The following is a 17,773-nucleotide window of genomic DNA, read 5'->3' on the forward strand; positions in this document are numbered from 1 at the left end:
CTAGATACATTTTTATAAGTTTTTTTTCTTCATAGTGCAACCCTTTACTTTTGCGGTTGTCTTTAGCTACAGATAAGGCATCAACCTAAAACCTTTGGAAACCGAAATCCGTTTTACGCACAAGGCTATAGTAGAGCAATGCAAAGCCGGCAATAGCAACTCGCAATACGAGCTGTATTCCCGCTATGTGGATGCTATGTACAATGTGGGATTTCGATTTTTGGGCAATGCGGAAGATGCAGAAGATATTGTGCAAGACAGTTTTGTCGATGCCTTTAAAAATCTGGACAGTTTTAAGTATGAAAGCAGTTTTGGAGCATGGTTGAAGCGAATTGTCATCAATAAAAGCATCAACTACTTAAAGGCCAGGCGTATCCCTGTAGTGCCTATGGATGCACATGAGTTTCATCTGACGGATGAAGAACCTGTCGAGGCCGAGGCGACAGATTTGGATAAGGTAAAAAAGGGGATTTCCCAATTACCGGACGGTTACCGGGAAATCATCAATCTATATTTGATTGAAGGATATGACCATGTGGAGATTGCGGAAATCTTGGGTATTTCTACCAGTACTTCAAAATCACAATACCACAGGGCGAAGAAAAAGTTATTGGAAATCATCAATGAACTGTAATGGACAATTTTGAAAAACATATTAGGAACCATGCAGCCCAGTTCAACGAACGAAGGGCGGACAAGGACAAAATGTGGGCGAAGATTTCAGAGGAACTTCATCAAGCTAAACCCAAGGTAATTCCTCTCTGGAAAAGGCCCCTGTTTCGTGTAGCGGCCTCTGTGCTATTATTGCTGGGTCTTGCTTCATTTTTTGGACTATCAGTATTGAACAACAATGCAAAAAAAACACAATACGCCTCCAAAGAACTGATGGAAATAGACATGTATTACAAAGACCTGGTCTCCTACCAAGTGGAATTGGTAAAGAACAATCAGGCCCTTTCCGAAGAAAACAAGACCGAGTTCCTATCCTTTATGGAAGAACTCGATGCAGAATATGAGGTTCTTAAGAAAGAAATGCAAAAAAACCTTGACAATGAGCAAGTGCTGGAAGCCATAGTGAGCAATTATAAAAAACGCATTGAGCTCATTGAAAACTTATTGTACCAGTTGAACGAATCTAAAAAACAGGATGAAGATGATTATGGATACACGTTATAGAATGGCCCTATGGATGGCCTTGCTACTGGTATCAGTGCATTGTGCCGTAGCACAGGAAAAGGTTCATAAAACCATTGAGAAAAGTTTTCCGTTCACCAACTCGGGAGCGTTTCAAATAGAAAACAAATATGGCACCGTAACGCTTAAAGGCTGGGATCAGAATAAGGTCCTAGTGAATATTGAGGTCACGGTGAACCATCGTAAAAAGGAAAATGCAGAAGATTTATTGGGACGTATCAGCCCAAAAATAAAAACAAGTAACAATTACATTTCCATTGTTTCTGAAATCACAAATAAAAGCACAGGGTGGTTTGCCGATTTGTTGAATCGTGCCAATCCCATTGATTTTGATCGCAGCCACGTACAAATAGATTATGAGGTCTATCTACCAAAAAAAGCTGGACTTAAGGTCACCAACCGTTTTGGGGATGTGGTCATTGAAAATTGTACAGGTACCCTAAATACCTTGATCGAGCATGGCGACCTGTGGATCGGGGAGAATTTGAACAAGGCCGATATTGTTTTGAAATATGGGAAAGTCCGCGCCAAGGATTTAAACTATGCAGATGTTGACTTGAAAATAGGAGAATTGAACATGGAAAATTCAAAAAATCTGCGATTGAAAAGCGATGGCTCGGAAATTCATGTCAATTCCGTTAATTCGCTGGAGATATATTCCAACAAGGACAATATCTACATAAACGAAGTAGGATCTCTGTTTGGAAACTTGGATTTTACCACCTTCAAAATGGAACGATTGGCAGGTGATGTGGACGTTACAATGAAAATTGCCGATTTTCAAGTGTACAACATTATAAATCCATCTGCTGATATTTCCATACAGCAAGAATCCGCGGATATCACGCTAACCGTCGGTCATTTCCCCCACAACTTCACGGCAACCTTGGAACAAGGTGTGGTACGCTTGCCCAAATCATTTGAGAACGTCAGTTCAGAAATGTTGGACAAGGGCCGTAGGCTCCGAAAAATAGATGCCACTTATGGCAAGGAGAGGAAAGGACATATTTCTATACAAGGCGAAAAAGGAATTGTGACCATAAACGATTAAAAAAAGCAAAAAATGCAACCCTTCATCAAATGGGTTGTCTTTAAAACAGAATCAATCAAAAATCCAATAAAAAATGAACAATCAAAAAACTACGATTTTCTCACTTTTTTTGCTAATGGCCACCATGGGGTTTGCCCAGAACGATGACGACCAATATATTACCTTCAATGACCGAAAGAATGTGGTGCATGGGGTCTACCTAGGGTTATCCACCTACTTTGGAGAAATCGAGGGAGAGGATACCTACATCGGAGGACTAAAAGTAGCCTATGTGGCCAACAGACAGTTTGAAGTGGGTTTTATGGCTAATGTATTATACTCCGAGCAGAACATCTTTAACCCTAGAACAAACAACAACGATGATATTGTGGCCGTATACGGAGGACTGCATTTGGAACCTATATTATTTGGCAAGAGAAGGGTAAGTCTATCCTTTCCAATATTGATCGGTGGTGGCGGTGTGGGCTACGTGGACCATGATGCCGTGGTTAGGGATGAGAACGTTGACCTGAATGATGACGATATAGATGCCGTATTTGTGCTTGAACCGGGAATGAATGTGTTGTTCAACATTTCCAGATATGTTCAATTGGAGGCCGGTTTCCGATATAGAATGTCCAGCAGAATTGAGTTGGCACAAAGCCCGGTGGACAGGCTCAACGGTTTTTCCGGTGGTGTTGGAGTGAAATTGGGGGTGTTCAACATGGGGCGTAACCGCTACAAAAAACATTTGGACTGATGGAAAATTGCAATAATCGGCTTCACAATCCTATAAAAACATTACGGGTATATACAAAAAACGAACAAGTATTCGCTCAATATGGAAATAGTGGATGGGCCGTCATTCCGTTTCAATGGGTACCTATTCCATTTCTCAACGCGTAGCATTTCTTGCACACCCTATAAATCAATCAAAAATCGAGCAAAATGAAAACACAAATCAGCTTTGCACTGCTCATTGTGCTATTGGCCCTTTTTTCTTCCTGTGATTACGAGAAGATATACGCCGAAGACGAAGTGACCTCTGTCTATCATGACATAGACGGATATGATGGACTTAGGATTTCTGATGCATTCCAAGTTTATGTAAATTTTTCCGAATCTGAAGAGGAAATCCGTATTGTGGCCAACAACAATCTGCACGAAAAAATTGTTGTCCAAAAAGATGATGATGAATTGATCATCCGATTAAAAAACCATACTTCGGTACGTGGTGAAGCTGTTATGAATGCTTACATCACAACCAAAAACCTTTCCAAATTTAGTATCGATGGAGCAAGCAGACTGATTCTGGAAAATCAATGGGACGTGCATGATGGAAATATTACGGTCTCTGGAGCTTCTGATTTTAATGGAGAATTGGTCGCAGACCGATTGAAAATGGAACTCGAAGGCGCTTCTGCCATTGATGTTTCTGGAAGCATTTCATCTTTGGATGCTGAGCTTTCAGGAAGTAGCGACTTGTTGGATTATGGTCTGGATATTTCCAATCTGGACATGAATCTTTCGGGGGCCAGCACGGCCTTTCTATCCGTCAATGAAAATATTTCCATAAAAGCTTCCGGTGCCAGCACATTACATTATAAGGGAAATGCAACAATACAAGCAAGTGAGCTTACCGGCTCTTCCCAGATTATAAAAAAGAATTAAACATCAAATGTGGTCAATGTCTCTTTTCCAGAACTTTGACCACATCCTTGAGATTATAATTCTTTGCCTTCAGTAAAATCAAATAATGGAACAACAGGTCGGCACTTTCGTTCAAGAAAAGTTCCTCGTTGTCATCTTTGGCCTCTATCACGGTTTCCACAGCCTCTTCCCCTACTTTCTGAGCTATTTTGTTGATGCCTTTTCGGAACAAGGAGGCTACGTAGCTATCCGGATTCTCTTGATCGTTTTTTCTGGATTCGATAATGTTTTCCAGCGTTGACAAGAAACCATAACCTTGAACATTTTCTTCGGCCCAGCAGGTGTCAGTTCCCTTATGGCAAGTAGGCCCCTCGGGGTTTACTTTTACTAAAAGAGTATCGTTATCACAATCCACTTGCATATCCACAAGGTTTAAGAAGTTACCGCTTTCCTCTCCTTTGGTCCATAACCGTTGCTTTGACCGGCTAAAAAATGTGACTTTTTGTGTTTCCTTGGTTTTTTCAAACGCTTCTTGGTTCATATAACCCAGCATCAACACGTTTTTGGTGTTTGCATCCTGAACGATGGCTGGGACAAGTCCGTCTGAATTTTTGTTGAAGTCTATTTGCATTATGATTTTTTCTTAAACTGTCACATGGAGCGCAGTCGAGATGTATATTTATATTCTTACAGGAATTCCTTCTTCCTTTAATTCTTTTTTAAGTGTATTGATTTCGATTTCCTTAAAATGAAAAACACTGGCGGCCAAAGCTGCATCCGCTTTTCCATCTTTAAAAGTATCTGTAAAATGTGACATGTTTCCCGCACCACCGGATGCAATCACTGGAATGTTTACCAGGTCTGACAATTTTGCCAAAGCTTGATTAGCGAACCCATTTTTGGTGCCATCGTGGTCCATCGAAGTAAACAAAATTTCCCCTGCGCCACGTTGTTCCACTTCTTTCGCCCATTCAAAAAGGTCAATTTCGGTGGGTACCTTCCCTCCTACCAAATGGACTTTCCATTGTCCGTCTATTTCCTTGGCATCAATGGCAACAACGATACATTGTGAACCGAATTTGGCGACCAATTCATTGATCAATTCCGGTCTTTTTACGGCTGATGAGTTGATGGAAACCTTATCGGCCCCATTTTTAAGAAGATTGTCCACATCTTCTACGGACGAAATTCCGCCGCCCACAGTAAAAGGTATATTGATGGTCTCTGCAACGTGGTACACCAACTCCGCCAAAGTTTTGCGTTTTTCTTCGGTCGCAGAAATATCTAAAAACACCAATTCATCGGCACCTTCCTTAGCATAGATTTCTGCCAATTGCACGGGGTCGCCCGCATCCCGTAGGTCAACAAAGTTGATTCCTTTTACGGTTCTTCCATTTTTGATATCGAGACAGGGTATGATTCTTTTTGTTAGCATTTCTTTTTATTTCGTCACCCTGAACTTGTTTCAGGGTCTCATATTAATAATCCAATGTTTCTAACATCGGATTTTGTTCTTTTATCAAATTTAATTTCCAATCATGGCGCCAATTCTTCAACTGTTTTTCTCTTGCGATAGCTTGATTTATATCGGAATAGACTTCAAAATAAACCAAATCAGTAAGTTGGTACTTTCCAGTGAATTTTGAACCAACACCTTTGTGATGCTCAGTGATTCTTTTCACAAGATTTGATGTTACTCCAATATAAAAAGTTGTTCTGTACTTGTTGGTCATTATGTAAACAAAACTTTCCTTCATATCATATGGGATTCCGAAAATGAGTTCGTAATAACCATTTTGATTCATAGCATTATAAATTCACAGCTGCTGGTCGTCACCCTGAACTTGTTTCAGGGTCTCACTTATCTATTTTTGATGAGATGCTGAAACGAGTTCAGCATGACGTAATTCATAATTATATATTTTCAGTTTCATTCTTGACATTTAGGTTGACTCCATCATGGAATCCTAAATCCTTGTTTTGTAAAATTTTAGTCCAAAGTGCTATCTGTCCTGTGTGATACGACAAATGCTCTGTTACATGGATGATGTTGCCCACACCTGAAAAGTTGAAGCCCTGAACATTTCTTTTACGTAAAAGTTCTTTGAGCGGAGCATCATAAAATGCCCTTTTAGCATCAGAAATGGTGTCTTCCAGTTTTTTGATAAGTTCTGCCTTGGAATAACCCGATTCAGTGGAAAATTCTTCATCCCTTTTTCGTTCGTCATCTAAGTTCTGAATGGAAGCAATTCCATATTGGGTAATGTTTCCACACAGATGAAGTATGAGATTGGCAATGCTGTTGCTCGACTCATTGGGTTTTTCCCAAACCTGATCTTCGGACAGCTGATTCATACAGATTTTGATCATTCGAAGGCTTTCGTTCATACGGTATCCCGCATTCCAAACCAAGTCTTCCTGAAGTTGTCTTTCCTTATCCATTTTCAAGAATGTATTGTTCCAATTGTTTTAAACTGATTTTGTCTTCATAAATGGCCTTGCCTATAATTGTGCCTTCGCAACCGATTTCGGCTAGTTTGGGGAGTTCGTCAAAAGTGGATATGCCACCACTGGCAATTAAATTTAAGCCTTTTTTGGTTTGTGACAGCATTTTTTTGTACAACTGGAAGGCAGGCCCTTGTAGCATGCCATCCTTGCTGATGTCGGTACAAATGACATATTGTATGCCTTCTGATTGGTACTGCTGAACAAAAGGAATCAATTCCAAATCTGATTCTTCTTGCCAGCCGGATACTGCTACTTTTTCATTGTTGGCGTCTGCCCCCAGAATTATTTTCTCTGCACCGTAATTTTCCAACCATCCCAAGAAGGTTTCTCTATCTTTTACAGCAATGCTTCCTCCGGTAATTTGATTTGCCCCACTATCAAAAGCGATGTGCAAATCTTTATCAGATTTTAAACCACCGCCAAAATCAATTTGCAAACTGGTTTTTGATGCAATGGATTCCAATACCTTATGGTTGACAATGTGTTTGGATTTTGCACCATCCAAATCCACTAAATGAAGGTGTTGAATACCGTGCGCCTCAAACTCTTTGGCCACTTCCAAAGGGTTTTCGTTATAAATTTTCTTGGTGTTATAATCACCTTTGGAAAGTCGAACGCACTTCCCCTCAATGATATCTATAGCTGGAATCAATCTCATTTTCTAATCGTATTTTACTCGTTCTATTGACATCCACATTTTTGAATCTCCCACGCGTTTAAATCCTAAATTTTCATAAAAGCTATGTGCATCCATTGTTTTAAGGGCAACTGTATTGACTTTTTTTACACCTTGTTGATTTAAAATATGTTCGACGAGTCTTTTCCCAAGACCTTTACCTTTATAAGGGTCAAAAACGATTACATCCATAATATAAGTAAAGATTAATCCGTCAGTTATCATCCGGGCGTAAGCAATCTGTTGGTCATTTTTATCATACATTCCAAAGCAGGTACTTTTTTCAATGGTCATCATTGTCTCTTCCATGCTCCTACCTTTTCCCCAATAGGTGGATGTAACTTCTTTATGAACCGTTTGGATATCTAATTTGTCCTTATCCGTTGAAATATGGAATTTCATTTCAGTTGAGGGTTAAAAAATTATTCAATATTTCACTGCCAATATCACTGCTCTTTTCTGGGTGGAATTGTACTCCATAAAAATTATCTTTCTGCAACGCAGCACTGTATGTTAAGTTGTATTCTGAAGTTGCAATAGTTTCTTTGCCAATTGGTGCATAAAAACTATGGACCAAATAGATGTACGATTTCTCAGGAATACCGGTAAACAAATTGCTTTTTAAGTCTGAAATCTGGTTCCATCCAATTTGGGGTACTTTTACTTTGTTGGTAAATTTTACCACATCCAAATCAAAAATGCCCAAACCTTCGGTATTTCCTTCTTCGGATGAATGGCACATCAACTGCATCCCCAAACAGATACCCAAAACAGGCTGTTTCAGCGTTGGAATCATCTTGTCCAAGCCCGTAGCCTTTAATTTGGTCATTGCTGAACTGGCCTCTCCCACCCCAGGAAAAATGACTTTGTCGGCATTTCGGATTTCATCGGCATCGTGACTCAAAACCGCTTCGTAACCTAGCCGCTTTATGGCAAACATGATACTTTGGATGTTTCCTGCTCCGTAATCTATGATTACAATATTCATTTATATTTTGTCTTTTTGTCATTTCGAGCCTAGCGAGAAATCTAGATTTCTCAGTCGCAAGCTCCTTCGAAATGACATGTTTTACAGCATTCCTTTAGTTGATGGTAAAACCATTTTCTCCGCATCGCGCTTTACCGCCATTTTTATGGACTTGGCAAAGGCTTTGAAAATTGCCTCGATTTTATGGTGTTCGTTGGTGCCCTCTGCTTTAATGTTCAAATTGGCCTTGCCTCCATCGGTAAACGATTTAAAAAAGTGCATAAACATTTCGGTAGGCATATCTCCCACTTTTTCCCGTTTGAATTCGGTATCCCAAACCAACCAGTTGCGTCCCCCAAAATCAATAGCGACTTGGGCAAGGCAGTCATCCATTGGCAAGGCAAAACCATAGCGTTCAATGCCCAGTTTGTTGCCCAAAGCCTTTGAAAACAGCTCTCCAAGTGCAATTGCGGTATCTTCAATCGTGTGGTGCTCATCTACCTCCAAATCACCATCCACTTTTATTTCCAAGTCCATTTGTCCGTGACGTGCCAATTGGTCCAACATATGGTCAAAAAAGGCCAAACCGGTATTAATGTCACTTTTTCCAGTGCCATCAAGGTTGATTTTTATTTGAATATCCGTTTCATTGGTTTTTCTGGATATTTCCGCTACCCGGTTTTCCAGTTTTAAAAACTCGTAGATTTTCTCCCAATCATTGCTTTCCAAAGCGATGTAATCATCCAGTTCCTCACGCTTTACCGTGATTTCTCCAGTACCCAAATGAGTTTCATCATTAATGAAAATTCCTTTGGTGCCGAGGTTTTTGGCCAATTCTACATCGGTCAAACGATCTCCGATTACAAAGGAATTCTCTAAGTCATACTCCTCGGAAAAATAGGAAGTCAACATACCAGTACCCGGTTTACGGGTATTGGCATTGTCCTTTGGAAATGTCCTGTCTATAAAAACATTATCAAATACGACCCCTTCGTTTTCAAAAGTTTTAACGATAAAGTTGTGCACAGGCCAAAAGGTGTCTTCTGGAAAAATATCGGTACCCAGTCCATCTTGATTGGTGATCATCACCAATTCGTAATCCAATTCCTTGGCAATTTTACCTAAATAAGTAAATGCTTTGGGGTAAAAAATCATTTTTTCAAAGGCATCAATCTGCTCATCGGCAGTTTCTTTGATGATGGTTCCATCACGATCAATGAATAATACTTTTTTGCCCATTAGTTCAATGTTTTTAGTATGGCTATCAATTTTTTGTTTTCGTCCGGTGTACCCACGGTAAACCGCAACGTGTTCTCACAAAGAGGCTGCGTACTTCGGTTCCGCACCACCACTTGTTTTTCAAGCAATTGTTGGTAACGTTTGTTGGCATCATCAACCTTGGCCAATACAAAATTAGCGTCGGTTGGATATAGTTCCTTTACAAATTCCAAACCGTTCAACGCTTTAATCAATTCTTCTCTTTCATCCAGTATCTGCTGAACCTCTTGCTTGACTAGATCTTCGTTTAAAACACGTTGCAAAGCTCGTTGCTGCGTTAATTGGTTGACGTTATAGGGTGGTTTGATTTTGTTCAACACACCGATAATCTCTTCCGATGCATAGCATATCCCTAATCGGATACCTGCGAGTCCGTAGGCTTTTGACAGGGTTTGGGTCACAATCAAATTCGAATATGTGTTAAGTTCCGACAACCAACTTTGTTCTTTTGAAAAATCGATGTAAGCTTCGTCAATGACCACTAATCCACCGAAGGATTCCAACAACTTTTTAATCCTTTCTTTTTTGAAAGTGTTCCCTGTTGGATTGTTGGGCGAACAGATAAAAATAAGCTTAGAGCTAGCATCAACAACTTTTAAAATTTCATCTACATTGGGTTCGAAATCTTTAGTCAGCAATACTTCTTTGTTCTCTACCGCATTTATTCCAGCAAGTACCTTATACATCCCGTAAGTGGGGGGCAAACTGATAATATTATCCCGATTCGGTTCACAAAATGCCCTAAAAATCAAATCCAAGACCTCGTCGCTCCCATTGCCCAATAAAATTTGGTTTTCCGATACACCCTTTTGCTTTGCTAAAAGCGATTTCAAACTTCGTTGATATGGATCTGGATAGCGATTGACTCCATTATCGAACGGATTTTCGTTAGCATCCAAAAATATCATTTCAGAACCATCAGAAACATATTCGTCACGTGCGGAAGAGTATGGCTGCAGCTTGCGAACCGACTCCCTGACTATATTATTTATGTCAAATGTTTTTTGCATAGCATTTGGTCTCGACTGCGCTCGACCTGACATTTATTCTTTAACTAAACTTTTTAATCTTAGTGTTACTGCATTTTTATGTGCCTGCAATCCTTCTGCCTCGGCCATCAATTCTATGGCGGCACCGATTCCCTGTATGCCTTTTTTTGATATTTTCTGAAAGGTCATACTCTTCATAAAGCTATCCAGATTTACACCGCTGTATTGCTTGGCGTAACCGTTGGTGGGTAGGGTGTGATTAGTACCCGAAGCATAGTCCCCGGCACTTTCCGGAGTATAGTTTCCAATAAAAACAGACCCTGCATTCTGGATGTTCTCAAGATAAAAGTCTTCGTTTTCCACACAAACAATAAAGTGTTCTGGACCATATTCATTAATAAGTTCCAGAGCTTCTTGGTCATTGTTGACCAAAATCAATTTACTATTGCCAATAGATTTTTCAGCAATCTCTTCTCTTGGCAATTTCTTTATTTGACTTTCAATCTCCTTTTCAACGGTCTCAATCAACTTTTCTGATGTAGATACCAAAATCACCTGACTGTCAACCCCGTGCTCCGCTTGACTCAATAAATCAGAGGCTACAAAGGCAGGATTAGCAGAATCATCTGCGACCACCAATAATTCACTTGGACCAGCAGGCATATCGATTGCTACGCCATATTTTGTGGCCAATTGTTTTGCCACGGTTACATATTGGTTGCCTGGACCAAATATTTTGTACACTTTTGGAATGCTCTCCGTGCCAAATGTCATCCCCGCAATGGCTTGAATTCCTCCCACTTTAAAGATTTGCGTTACACCACACAATTGAGCAGTGTATAAAATAGCGGGATTGATCTCACCATTGGTATCTGGAGGAGTGCAAAGTACAATCTCCCTGCATCCCGCTAATTTAGCTGGAATGGCCAACATTAAAATGGTTGAGAACAAAGGAGCTGTACCGCCCGGAATGTACAACCCTACTTTTTGAATAGGCCGTTTTTCCTGCCAGCAATCTACCCCGGGCATCGTTTCCACTTCAACTTTGGCTGTTTTTTGAGCAGCGTGGAATTTTTCAATATTGGATTTAGCCAGATTAATGGCTTTTTTCAAAGCATCTGAAACGTTTCCATTTGCTGTTTCTATTTCAGTTTCGGTCGCTGAAAGGGAATCCAAAGCAACTTTATCAAATTGGGCCGTATATTTTTTGATGACGGTATCACCATCAGCTTGTACCTCTTTGAAAATGTTATTGACTACCTCTTCAATATCGGAAATTGTTTGGGTAGGTCTCTTCAATAAGCTTTCCCAAGTACTTCTTTTTGGGTCTGACATCTTTTTCATGCTTTGATTTTTTTAACCATGTGAAAACCTAAAGGCTCATAACCTTGGTTCTCCCAAAATTTTTTACCTCTTGTGTTTTTGGTGTAACAGTTAACTTCAAGGGTTTCACAATCCAATTGTTTGGCATAATCGGTCAAAAAAGACATCATTGATTCACCAAGTCCCTTACCTTGGTACTCTGGATCTATAATAACATTGTCCAGTTCCAGGTGTTTACCTACATAGAGTTTGTTCAACTCCCAAACACCACAAATTCCAACCAGTCTTTCTCCATCGTACACTCCAATACATTTGTACCCCATTGGAATCATTGTAGAAAGACGCTGCTCCAAAACTTCCATGGAAACTTTAGCGTCGTTAAGTATAAAAACCAATGGTAAAATGGATGCAAGATTTTCGTTCGAAATCCACTTTATGTTAAACTGACTTTTCATTTCCTGTTGATTAGAGCACCATTTTTTCAATAGGACAGACCAAGATGCCTTCGGCTCCTGCTTCCTTCAATTCATCAATTACCTCCCAAAAAGTTTCGCGATTGATTACCGTATGCACCGAGCTCCAGCCCTCTTCCGCCAGTGGTAAAACCGTAGGGCTACGCATTCCTGGTAAAATGGAAATAATTTTATCCAATTTATCGTTCGGAGCATTCATCAACACATATTTGTTCTGACGCGCTTGAAGGACAGATTTAATCCTGAACTGGATTTTCTTCAGTAATTCTTTGCGCTCTTCTGAAATGGTCGGTGATACAGCTAGCACAGCTTCACTTTTCAGCATCACTTCCACTTCTTTTAAATTGTTTTTGAACAGTGTGCTTCCGCTGGAAACAATATCGCAAATACCGTAAGCCAAGCCAATGTTGGGAGCGATTTCTACAGAACCATTGATGATGTGCAAATCTGCTGTCACCCCTTTGGATGCTAAGTAGTCCTTGACCGTATTTGGGTAGGACGTTGCTATTTTTTTGCCTTCAAAATCCTTGATGGAATTGTAGGTCTCATTCTTTGGAACTGCCAAGGATACACGGCATTTTGAAAAACCTAATCGCTCCGCAATGGAAATATCCTTTCCTTTTTCAATAAGTACGTTTTCCCCGATAATGGCGATGTCCACTACTCCATCCCGTAAATATTGTGGGATATCTCCGTTTCGTAGGTAAAACACTTCCAAAGGAAAATTACGAGAGGTCGCTTTTAATTGGTCCTTTCCGTTATCGATGGAAATACCGCAGTCCTTTAAAATTTTAAGGGAATCATCGTTTAAACGGCCACTTTTTTGAACAGCAATTCTAATTTTTGTCATTTTTCAATCGTTTTGTCTGAAAAACCAAATGGGTACAAAAAATAAACCCGTTTGATTTCTCAAACGGGTTAGAATATATTTTAAAAACAACAATACATTTCTATCTCGCTTGAGGGCAAGTATAAAAATGATGATGCGTGTTTTTGTTTCTCATTATGGTCCAAAAATAGGATATATTTTTATATCAAAAAAGGACAATTTAGTTATTTCCTAAAATTAAAGGTAATCCGTCATCGCCTGAACCTACCACCACGACTTTAGCATTTGGTGATTCCGCTAACTTTAAGGTGGCATCTATACCTTTGTCCTGCAATATCTTATCGGTAAGCGAAGCACTCAATATTTTATTGGCATCCGCCTTACCTTGTGCTTCAATACGAACTTTTTGAGCTTCTTTTTCAGCGGTAATCAATCTAAATTCGTATTCCAAGGATTCTTGCTCTTGTTTCAGTTTACGTTCAATGGCTTCTTTTATGGTAGGGGGTAGCGTAACATCCCTAACAAGAATTTGGTTCAATTGAATATATTGATCACCAACAATGTTCCTTGTTTCTTCAAAAATTTCTTGTTGGATGGCGTCCCTTTTGCTGGAATATAATTGCTCAGGTGTATATCTGCCCACAACACTACGTGCAGCCGAGCGTATTGCCGGAAGAAGGATACGGTCCTTGTACAGTTCACTTTTTTCCTGATGTAGTTTTCCCAAGGATTCATATTCTGGTTGAAACCATGCAGAAGCATCAAGCTTAATCTCCAATCCATTAGAGGAAAGTACTTGCATTTTTTCGAAGACTTCCTGTTGTCTGACTTCATAAATAAAGACTTTGTTCCATGGAGCCACCAAGTGAAACCCTTCACCCAATGGAGCCTCATCGGTAACTACACCACCTCCAAAGGTCTTATAAAGCACACCGGCCTCACCTGATCCTATGGTTATAGCTGATTTTGAAATAATAATAATTAAGAAAATAATCGCTGCCAATGCAGGCAAAGCAATTTTTGGTAATTTATCCATTTGTATTTTGATTTATATTAATCCATTATATTTTCTGATGAACCATTCCAATGTTAAGGAAAGTACTATCAGTCCGAGTAAAATACGGAAATCTATTAAAGATACAACATTATCCCTGCTCTTTTGAACAGGAAGGAATTGTTGGGATGAAGCTAAGTTGTTTTGAAGGGCTTCAATGCCATCCAAAAAGTAGAGTTCACCTCCATTTTTCTGAGCCAATCGCTGCATTTTTTTATAATTGGCAGAAATCAATTGCTTTTCAGGGTTAAAATCCAAAATTCGGAATGTCCCTGATCGATTGAGATTCTCATCTTGAACAGTTACCGTGAAATTATATTCCCCAGATTCCAAATCATTTAAATCCACTTCGTAAAACGAACCCTTTAAAAGTACGGGTGACACTCTGTAAAAATCCGTGTCCTTGCCTTCTATCTTTATGGAAATACTAGCATTAGGGTCAAACTGGTAACTTTCATCAAAATATGATGCTCTAACCTTAGCCATACTGGCATTGTCAAAAACCAACTCATAATCTAGTTCCAATCGGTTCCGCTGTCTATTCGAGCCCAAATACACCATTAAATTTCCGATGAAGTCATCAAACTTTTGAAAACTTTGGTCGTTTCGGTACACCTGTGCCCGCCAGCGCCAAAGATTTTCTCCAAAAAGTACAGCCTCTTTTTGGTTGGACGCTGTAAGAATGGCAAACAAAGGTTTGTCCAAATTGATGCCCTGCAACTGCTGGAACATCAGAATTTCTCTATCCTTATGCAGTTGTATGTCGCCGAGTGTTCCCTGCAAAGGTGGAAATCCATCAACGCTAAATGCACCAAGACCAAATAAACCAAAGGCGTTGTTTAAAACAGGCAAAATGTCCTCCGCCTGTCTGCTACCCGAAATCGTATAGCTGTTTTGTACATTATTTAAAAAATTCCAATCCGTTTTGCTTCCAGTTATTGTGAAGTAATTGGCACCTGAGTTTTCCAGAAACTCGTAAACGCTTCTAAAATTTCGATTGGGTTGGTACAGAATTATAAGGTCGGATTCTTCGAGTTCAGACTGGCTGACATTGGGTTTTACCAAGGTAACGGAGCGTTGTTCGTTCGATTCGATGGACTTTTTTAAAGCCCCAATATCAGGATGCAGTATATCGGAAATAATGGCAACATTGGTTTTTTCATCAATTACCTCAATGGCTGTTTCTTTGGTGTTATTCGCTGTATTCTGTTCGTTTTCCAGTGTGCCGACCTCAATTTTGATGGTTTTGATGCCCACGCTTTGCGCCTCGACCAAAGTATTTAGGGTTTGACTATTCCTTGTGCCACTTAGATTTATCCTTTCCTGATGTACCCTACTACCGTTGATGAAAATAGTGACCGTGCTTGTGACAGGTCTTGAACCTTGATACCGAATGGAGGTCTCAATGGGAAAGCTGTTCCGTAAAAAAGCAAATTTGTTGACGTTGATGAGTCCGATGGAAATATCTTCATATTGTGTAGTATCGCCGACCACAACTGGGTTTATGGTGGTATTTTCATTTAGCGTGATGTATTCATAATCCCTGCCCAGGGTTTGATTCCCATCTGAAAACAAAACAATGGCATTGTTTCCGTTTACAAAAACATCATTCAACGTAGAAAGTGCATTGGAAATATCGGTGTTTCCTTGGTCAAAATAAATAGAATCGGTAGCTACTATGGTATTTCCAAACCCATATTGATGAATAGTGAACCTTTGGTTTATAGCTTCATCCTGTTGAATTTGTTCAATGGTTTGCGCAATCTCTGTTTCGGAAGAGGAATCTTCCATGGATGTGGAATTGTCCATGAGCAGGATCAAGTTTGCCTTTTCAACAAAATAATCCTTGTCAACAAACTTTGGATTTATCAAAAGTAAAAGGCCGCTAAATAAGGTAACAAACCTTAATGCGGCCAATATAATTTTATGTGAACCCTTTTTAGGGTTTTTATGGAAGTATTGAAAATAAACAAGGGTAAGCGCGGCAGCAACTGCTAAAAAGATAAGAAGTACCGTGCTCAAATCCATTCATTTAGGTTAACATTCCACCATCAACGTTCAATACTTGTCCTGTTACATAACCAGAAAGTTCCGATGCCAAGAATACACAGGCATTGGCCACGTCTTCGGGACTTCCGCCACGTTTTAATGGAATACCTTCTCTCCAACCTTGAACGGTTTTTTCATCCAATTTTTCGGTCATTTCCGTTTCGATAAACCCTGGGGCAATAGCATTGCAACGGATGTTTCTAGACCCCAATTCCAAAGCTACGGACTTGGTAAAACCAATCATACCCGCTTTCGAAGCCGCATAGTTGGTCTGTCCGGCATTACCTTTTACACCAACCACACTACTCATATTGATAATGGACCCTTTACGCTGCTTCAACATGGTACGTTGTACAGCTTTCGTCATGTTAAAAACAGACTTTAGGTTGATTTCGATTACTTTATCAAAATCATCCTCTCCCATTCGCATTAACAAGTTGTCCTTGGTGATACCTGCGTTATTGATGAGAACATCGATTCTGCCATCAAAATCCTCCAAAACCTTGGCAACAAGGGCTTCGGATTCCTCAAAACTGGCGGCATTGCTTTTATAAGCTTTGGCCTTAACACCCATTTCGGTCAATTCTTTTTCTAATTCCAATGCTGGAGCTTCACTAGAACTATAGGTGAAGGCAACATTTGCACCATGTTTTGCAAATACTTCGGCAATTCCTTTTCCTATTCCTCTACTAGCTCCTGTTATGATTACGTTTTTCCCTTCCAAAAGTTTCATACAATGATTGTGTTTGAATGGTTATTAACCAAATATAGTTTTTGTTTTATGTTTAGACGAAAAAAAATCCCGCATAAAACGGGATTTAGTATGGTTTTAACGGTTGGTTACCCAACCACTTCTTTAACTTTTACGCCAATTTCAGCGGGTGAATCCACAACATGGATACCACAATCGCGCATAATTTTTTTCTTGGCTTGGGCGGTATCATCGCTACCACCTACAATAGCGCCAGCGTGTCCCATGGTACGTCCTGCTGGAGCAGTTTCACCAGCAATGAAACCAACAATTGGTTTTTTGCTACCGCTTTCCTTATACCATCTTGCAGCTTCCGCCTCCAATTGACCTCCAATTTCACCGATCATTACAACACATTCAGTTTCTGGGTCATTGATCAATAACTCAACAGCTTGTTTAGTTGTGGTTCCGATAATTGGGTCACCTCCAATACCAATGGCCGTTGTGATTCCCAATCCTTGACGAACCACTTGATCAGCTGCTTCGTAGGTAAGTGTTCCTGATTTGGAAACGATACCTACTTTTCCTTTTTTAAAGACAAATCCGGGCATGATACCTACTTTGGCTTCACCGGGAGTAATTACACCTGGACAGTTAGGGCCAATCAATGTGCAGTCCATATCCTTGATGTAATCGTTGGCTTTTACCATATCAGCCACTGGGATTCCTTCGGTAATCGTAATAATCACCTTGATTCCTGCATCAGCAGCTTCCATAATTGCATCCGCAGCAAATGCGGGCGGAACAAAAATTATCGTGGTATCCGCACCAGCTTTTTTCACAGCTTCCTCCACCGTGTTGAAAACTGGTTTCCCCAAATGTTCTTGACCACCTTTTCCTGGGGTCACACCACCAACCACGTTGGTTCCGTATTCAATCATTTGTTCGGCGTGAAATGTTCCTTCACTACCGGTAAATCCTTGTACAATTATGTTTGAATCCTTGTTTACTAAGACGCTCATATATTTAACTTAATGTAGAGATACAAAAATATGGTTTACT

General features: G+C 39.9%; 21 protein-coding genes. 5 read left to right on the forward strand and 16 right to left on the reverse strand.

The window, feature by feature from the left end; all coding sequences use genetic code 11:
• The first annotated feature begins 94 nt into the window (after positions 1-94).
• The 5 genes from ACQQ5U_RS03200 (at position 95) to ACQQ5U_RS03220 (ending at position 3,895) form a co-directional block, all read left to right on the forward strand.
• Positions 95-634, forward strand: coding sequence for an RNA polymerase sigma factor (locus tag ACQQ5U_RS03200; protein WP_437395497.1), 540 nt, complete (start codon positions 95-97; stop codon positions 632-634).
• Positions 634-1,176: a hypothetical protein gene (locus ACQQ5U_RS03205; protein WP_437395498.1), complete on the forward strand. Its 543-nt coding sequence runs from the start codon at positions 634-636 to the stop codon at positions 1,174-1,176. Before ACQQ5U_RS03200 ends, ACQQ5U_RS03205 begins: the two co-directional genes overlap by 1 nt.
• Entirely contained in the window at positions 1,154-2,245 is a 1,092-nt protein-coding gene (locus tag ACQQ5U_RS03210; protein ID WP_437395499.1) for a hypothetical protein, read from the forward strand. Before ACQQ5U_RS03205 ends, ACQQ5U_RS03210 begins: the two co-directional genes overlap by 23 nt.
• A 73-nt stretch (positions 2,246-2,318) precedes the next feature.
• Positions 2,319-2,984 (forward strand): hypothetical protein, encoded by a 666-nt coding sequence (locus tag ACQQ5U_RS03215; RefSeq protein ID WP_437395500.1) that lies wholly within the window; start codon positions 2,319-2,321, stop codon positions 2,982-2,984.
• A 188-nt stretch (positions 2,985-3,172) separates the two neighbouring features.
• Positions 3,173-3,895: a head GIN domain-containing protein gene (locus ACQQ5U_RS03220; protein ID WP_437395501.1), complete on the forward strand. Its 723-nt coding sequence runs from the start codon at positions 3,173-3,175 to the stop codon at positions 3,893-3,895.
• A 13-nt stretch (positions 3,896-3,908) separates the two neighbouring features.
• Here ACQQ5U_RS03220 and hisIE read toward each other — a convergent pair whose 3' ends face one another.
• The 16 genes from hisIE to sucD form a co-directional block, all read right to left on the reverse strand.
• Positions 3,909-4,505, reverse strand: a complete 597-nt coding sequence (hisIE, locus tag ACQQ5U_RS03225; protein ID WP_437395502.1) for a bifunctional phosphoribosyl-AMP cyclohydrolase/phosphoribosyl-ATP diphosphatase HisIE — start codon at positions 4,503-4,505, stop codon at positions 3,909-3,911.
• 48 nt (positions 4,506-4,553) lie between these two features.
• A complete protein-coding gene (gene hisF, locus ACQQ5U_RS03230; protein WP_437395503.1) occupies positions 4,554-5,309 on the reverse strand; it encodes an imidazole glycerol phosphate synthase subunit HisF in 756 nt (251 codons plus the stop codon).
• 43 nt (positions 5,310-5,352) lie between these two features.
• On the reverse strand, positions 5,353-5,631 hold the full coding sequence (locus ACQQ5U_RS03235) for a GIY-YIG nuclease family protein (protein WP_437395504.1): 279 nt from the start codon (positions 5,629-5,631) through the stop codon (positions 5,353-5,355).
• 157 nt (positions 5,632-5,788) lie between these two features.
• Positions 5,789-6,316 (reverse strand): DinB family protein, encoded by a 528-nt coding sequence (locus ACQQ5U_RS03240; protein WP_437395505.1) that lies wholly within the window; start codon positions 6,314-6,316, stop codon positions 5,789-5,791.
• Complete coding sequence (gene hisA / locus ACQQ5U_RS03245) at positions 6,309-7,040, reverse strand: 1-(5-phosphoribosyl)-5-[(5-phosphoribosylamino)methylideneamino]imidazole-4-carboxamide isomerase (protein ID WP_437395506.1); 732 nt, start codon at positions 7,038-7,040, stop codon at positions 6,309-6,311. Before hisA ends, ACQQ5U_RS03240 begins: the two co-directional genes overlap by 8 nt.
• Before the next feature lie 3 nt (positions 7,041-7,043).
• On the reverse strand, positions 7,044-7,460 hold the full coding sequence (locus ACQQ5U_RS03250; RefSeq protein ID WP_437395507.1) for a GNAT family N-acetyltransferase: 417 nt from the start codon (positions 7,458-7,460) through the stop codon (positions 7,044-7,046).
• 1 nt (position 7,461) lies between these two features.
• Complete coding sequence (gene hisH / locus ACQQ5U_RS03255; protein WP_437395508.1) at positions 7,462-8,046, reverse strand: imidazole glycerol phosphate synthase subunit HisH; 585 nt, start codon at positions 8,044-8,046, stop codon at positions 7,462-7,464.
• Between the two features lie 81 nt (positions 8,047-8,127).
• The gene (gene hisB / locus ACQQ5U_RS03260) at positions 8,128-9,264 is read right to left on the reverse strand and encodes a bifunctional histidinol-phosphatase/imidazoleglycerol-phosphate dehydratase HisB (protein WP_437395509.1); all 1,137 of its coding nucleotides are present in this window, start codon (positions 9,262-9,264) and stop codon (positions 8,128-8,130) included.
• Entirely contained in the window at positions 9,264-10,313 is a 1,050-nt protein-coding gene (gene hisC, locus ACQQ5U_RS03265) for a histidinol-phosphate transaminase (protein ID WP_437395510.1), read from the reverse strand. The genes hisB and hisC overlap by 1 nt, the downstream gene beginning before the upstream one ends.
• A gap of 33 nt (positions 10,314-10,346) precedes the next feature.
• Positions 10,347-11,636 (reverse strand): histidinol dehydrogenase, encoded by a 1,290-nt coding sequence (hisD, locus tag ACQQ5U_RS03270; protein WP_437395511.1) that lies wholly within the window; start codon positions 11,634-11,636, stop codon positions 10,347-10,349.
• Positions 11,633-12,070: a GNAT family N-acetyltransferase gene (locus ACQQ5U_RS03275; RefSeq protein ID WP_437395512.1), complete on the reverse strand. Its 438-nt coding sequence runs from the start codon at positions 12,068-12,070 to the stop codon at positions 11,633-11,635. Before ACQQ5U_RS03275 ends, hisD begins: the two co-directional genes overlap by 4 nt.
• A gap of 10 nt (positions 12,071-12,080) precedes the next feature.
• A complete protein-coding gene (gene hisG, locus ACQQ5U_RS03280; RefSeq protein WP_437395513.1) occupies positions 12,081-12,938 on the reverse strand; it encodes an ATP phosphoribosyltransferase in 858 nt (285 codons plus the stop codon).
• A 199-nt stretch (positions 12,939-13,137) separates the two neighbouring features.
• Complete coding sequence (locus tag ACQQ5U_RS03285; RefSeq protein ID WP_119609562.1) at positions 13,138-13,953, reverse strand: prohibitin family protein; 816 nt, start codon at positions 13,951-13,953, stop codon at positions 13,138-13,140.
• A 12-nt stretch (positions 13,954-13,965) separates the two neighbouring features.
• Positions 13,966-15,999, reverse strand: a complete 2,034-nt coding sequence (locus ACQQ5U_RS03290) for a VWA domain-containing protein (RefSeq protein ID WP_437395514.1) — start codon at positions 15,997-15,999, stop codon at positions 13,966-13,968.
• A gap of 4 nt (positions 16,000-16,003) precedes the next feature.
• Positions 16,004-16,753, reverse strand: coding sequence for a 3-oxoacyl-[acyl-carrier-protein] reductase (gene fabG / locus ACQQ5U_RS03295; protein WP_437395515.1), 750 nt, complete (start codon positions 16,751-16,753; stop codon positions 16,004-16,006).
• A gap of 107 nt (positions 16,754-16,860) precedes the next feature.
• Entirely contained in the window at positions 16,861-17,733 is an 873-nt protein-coding gene (gene sucD / locus ACQQ5U_RS03300; RefSeq protein ID WP_437395516.1) for a succinate--CoA ligase subunit alpha, read from the reverse strand.
• Between the last annotated feature and the right edge of the window lie 40 nt (positions 17,734-17,773).

Source organism: Flagellimonas lutimaris, from assembly GCF_051494225.1.
Lineage (GTDB): Bacteria > Bacteroidota > Bacteroidia > Flavobacteriales > Flavobacteriaceae > Flagellimonas > Flagellimonas lutimaris_A.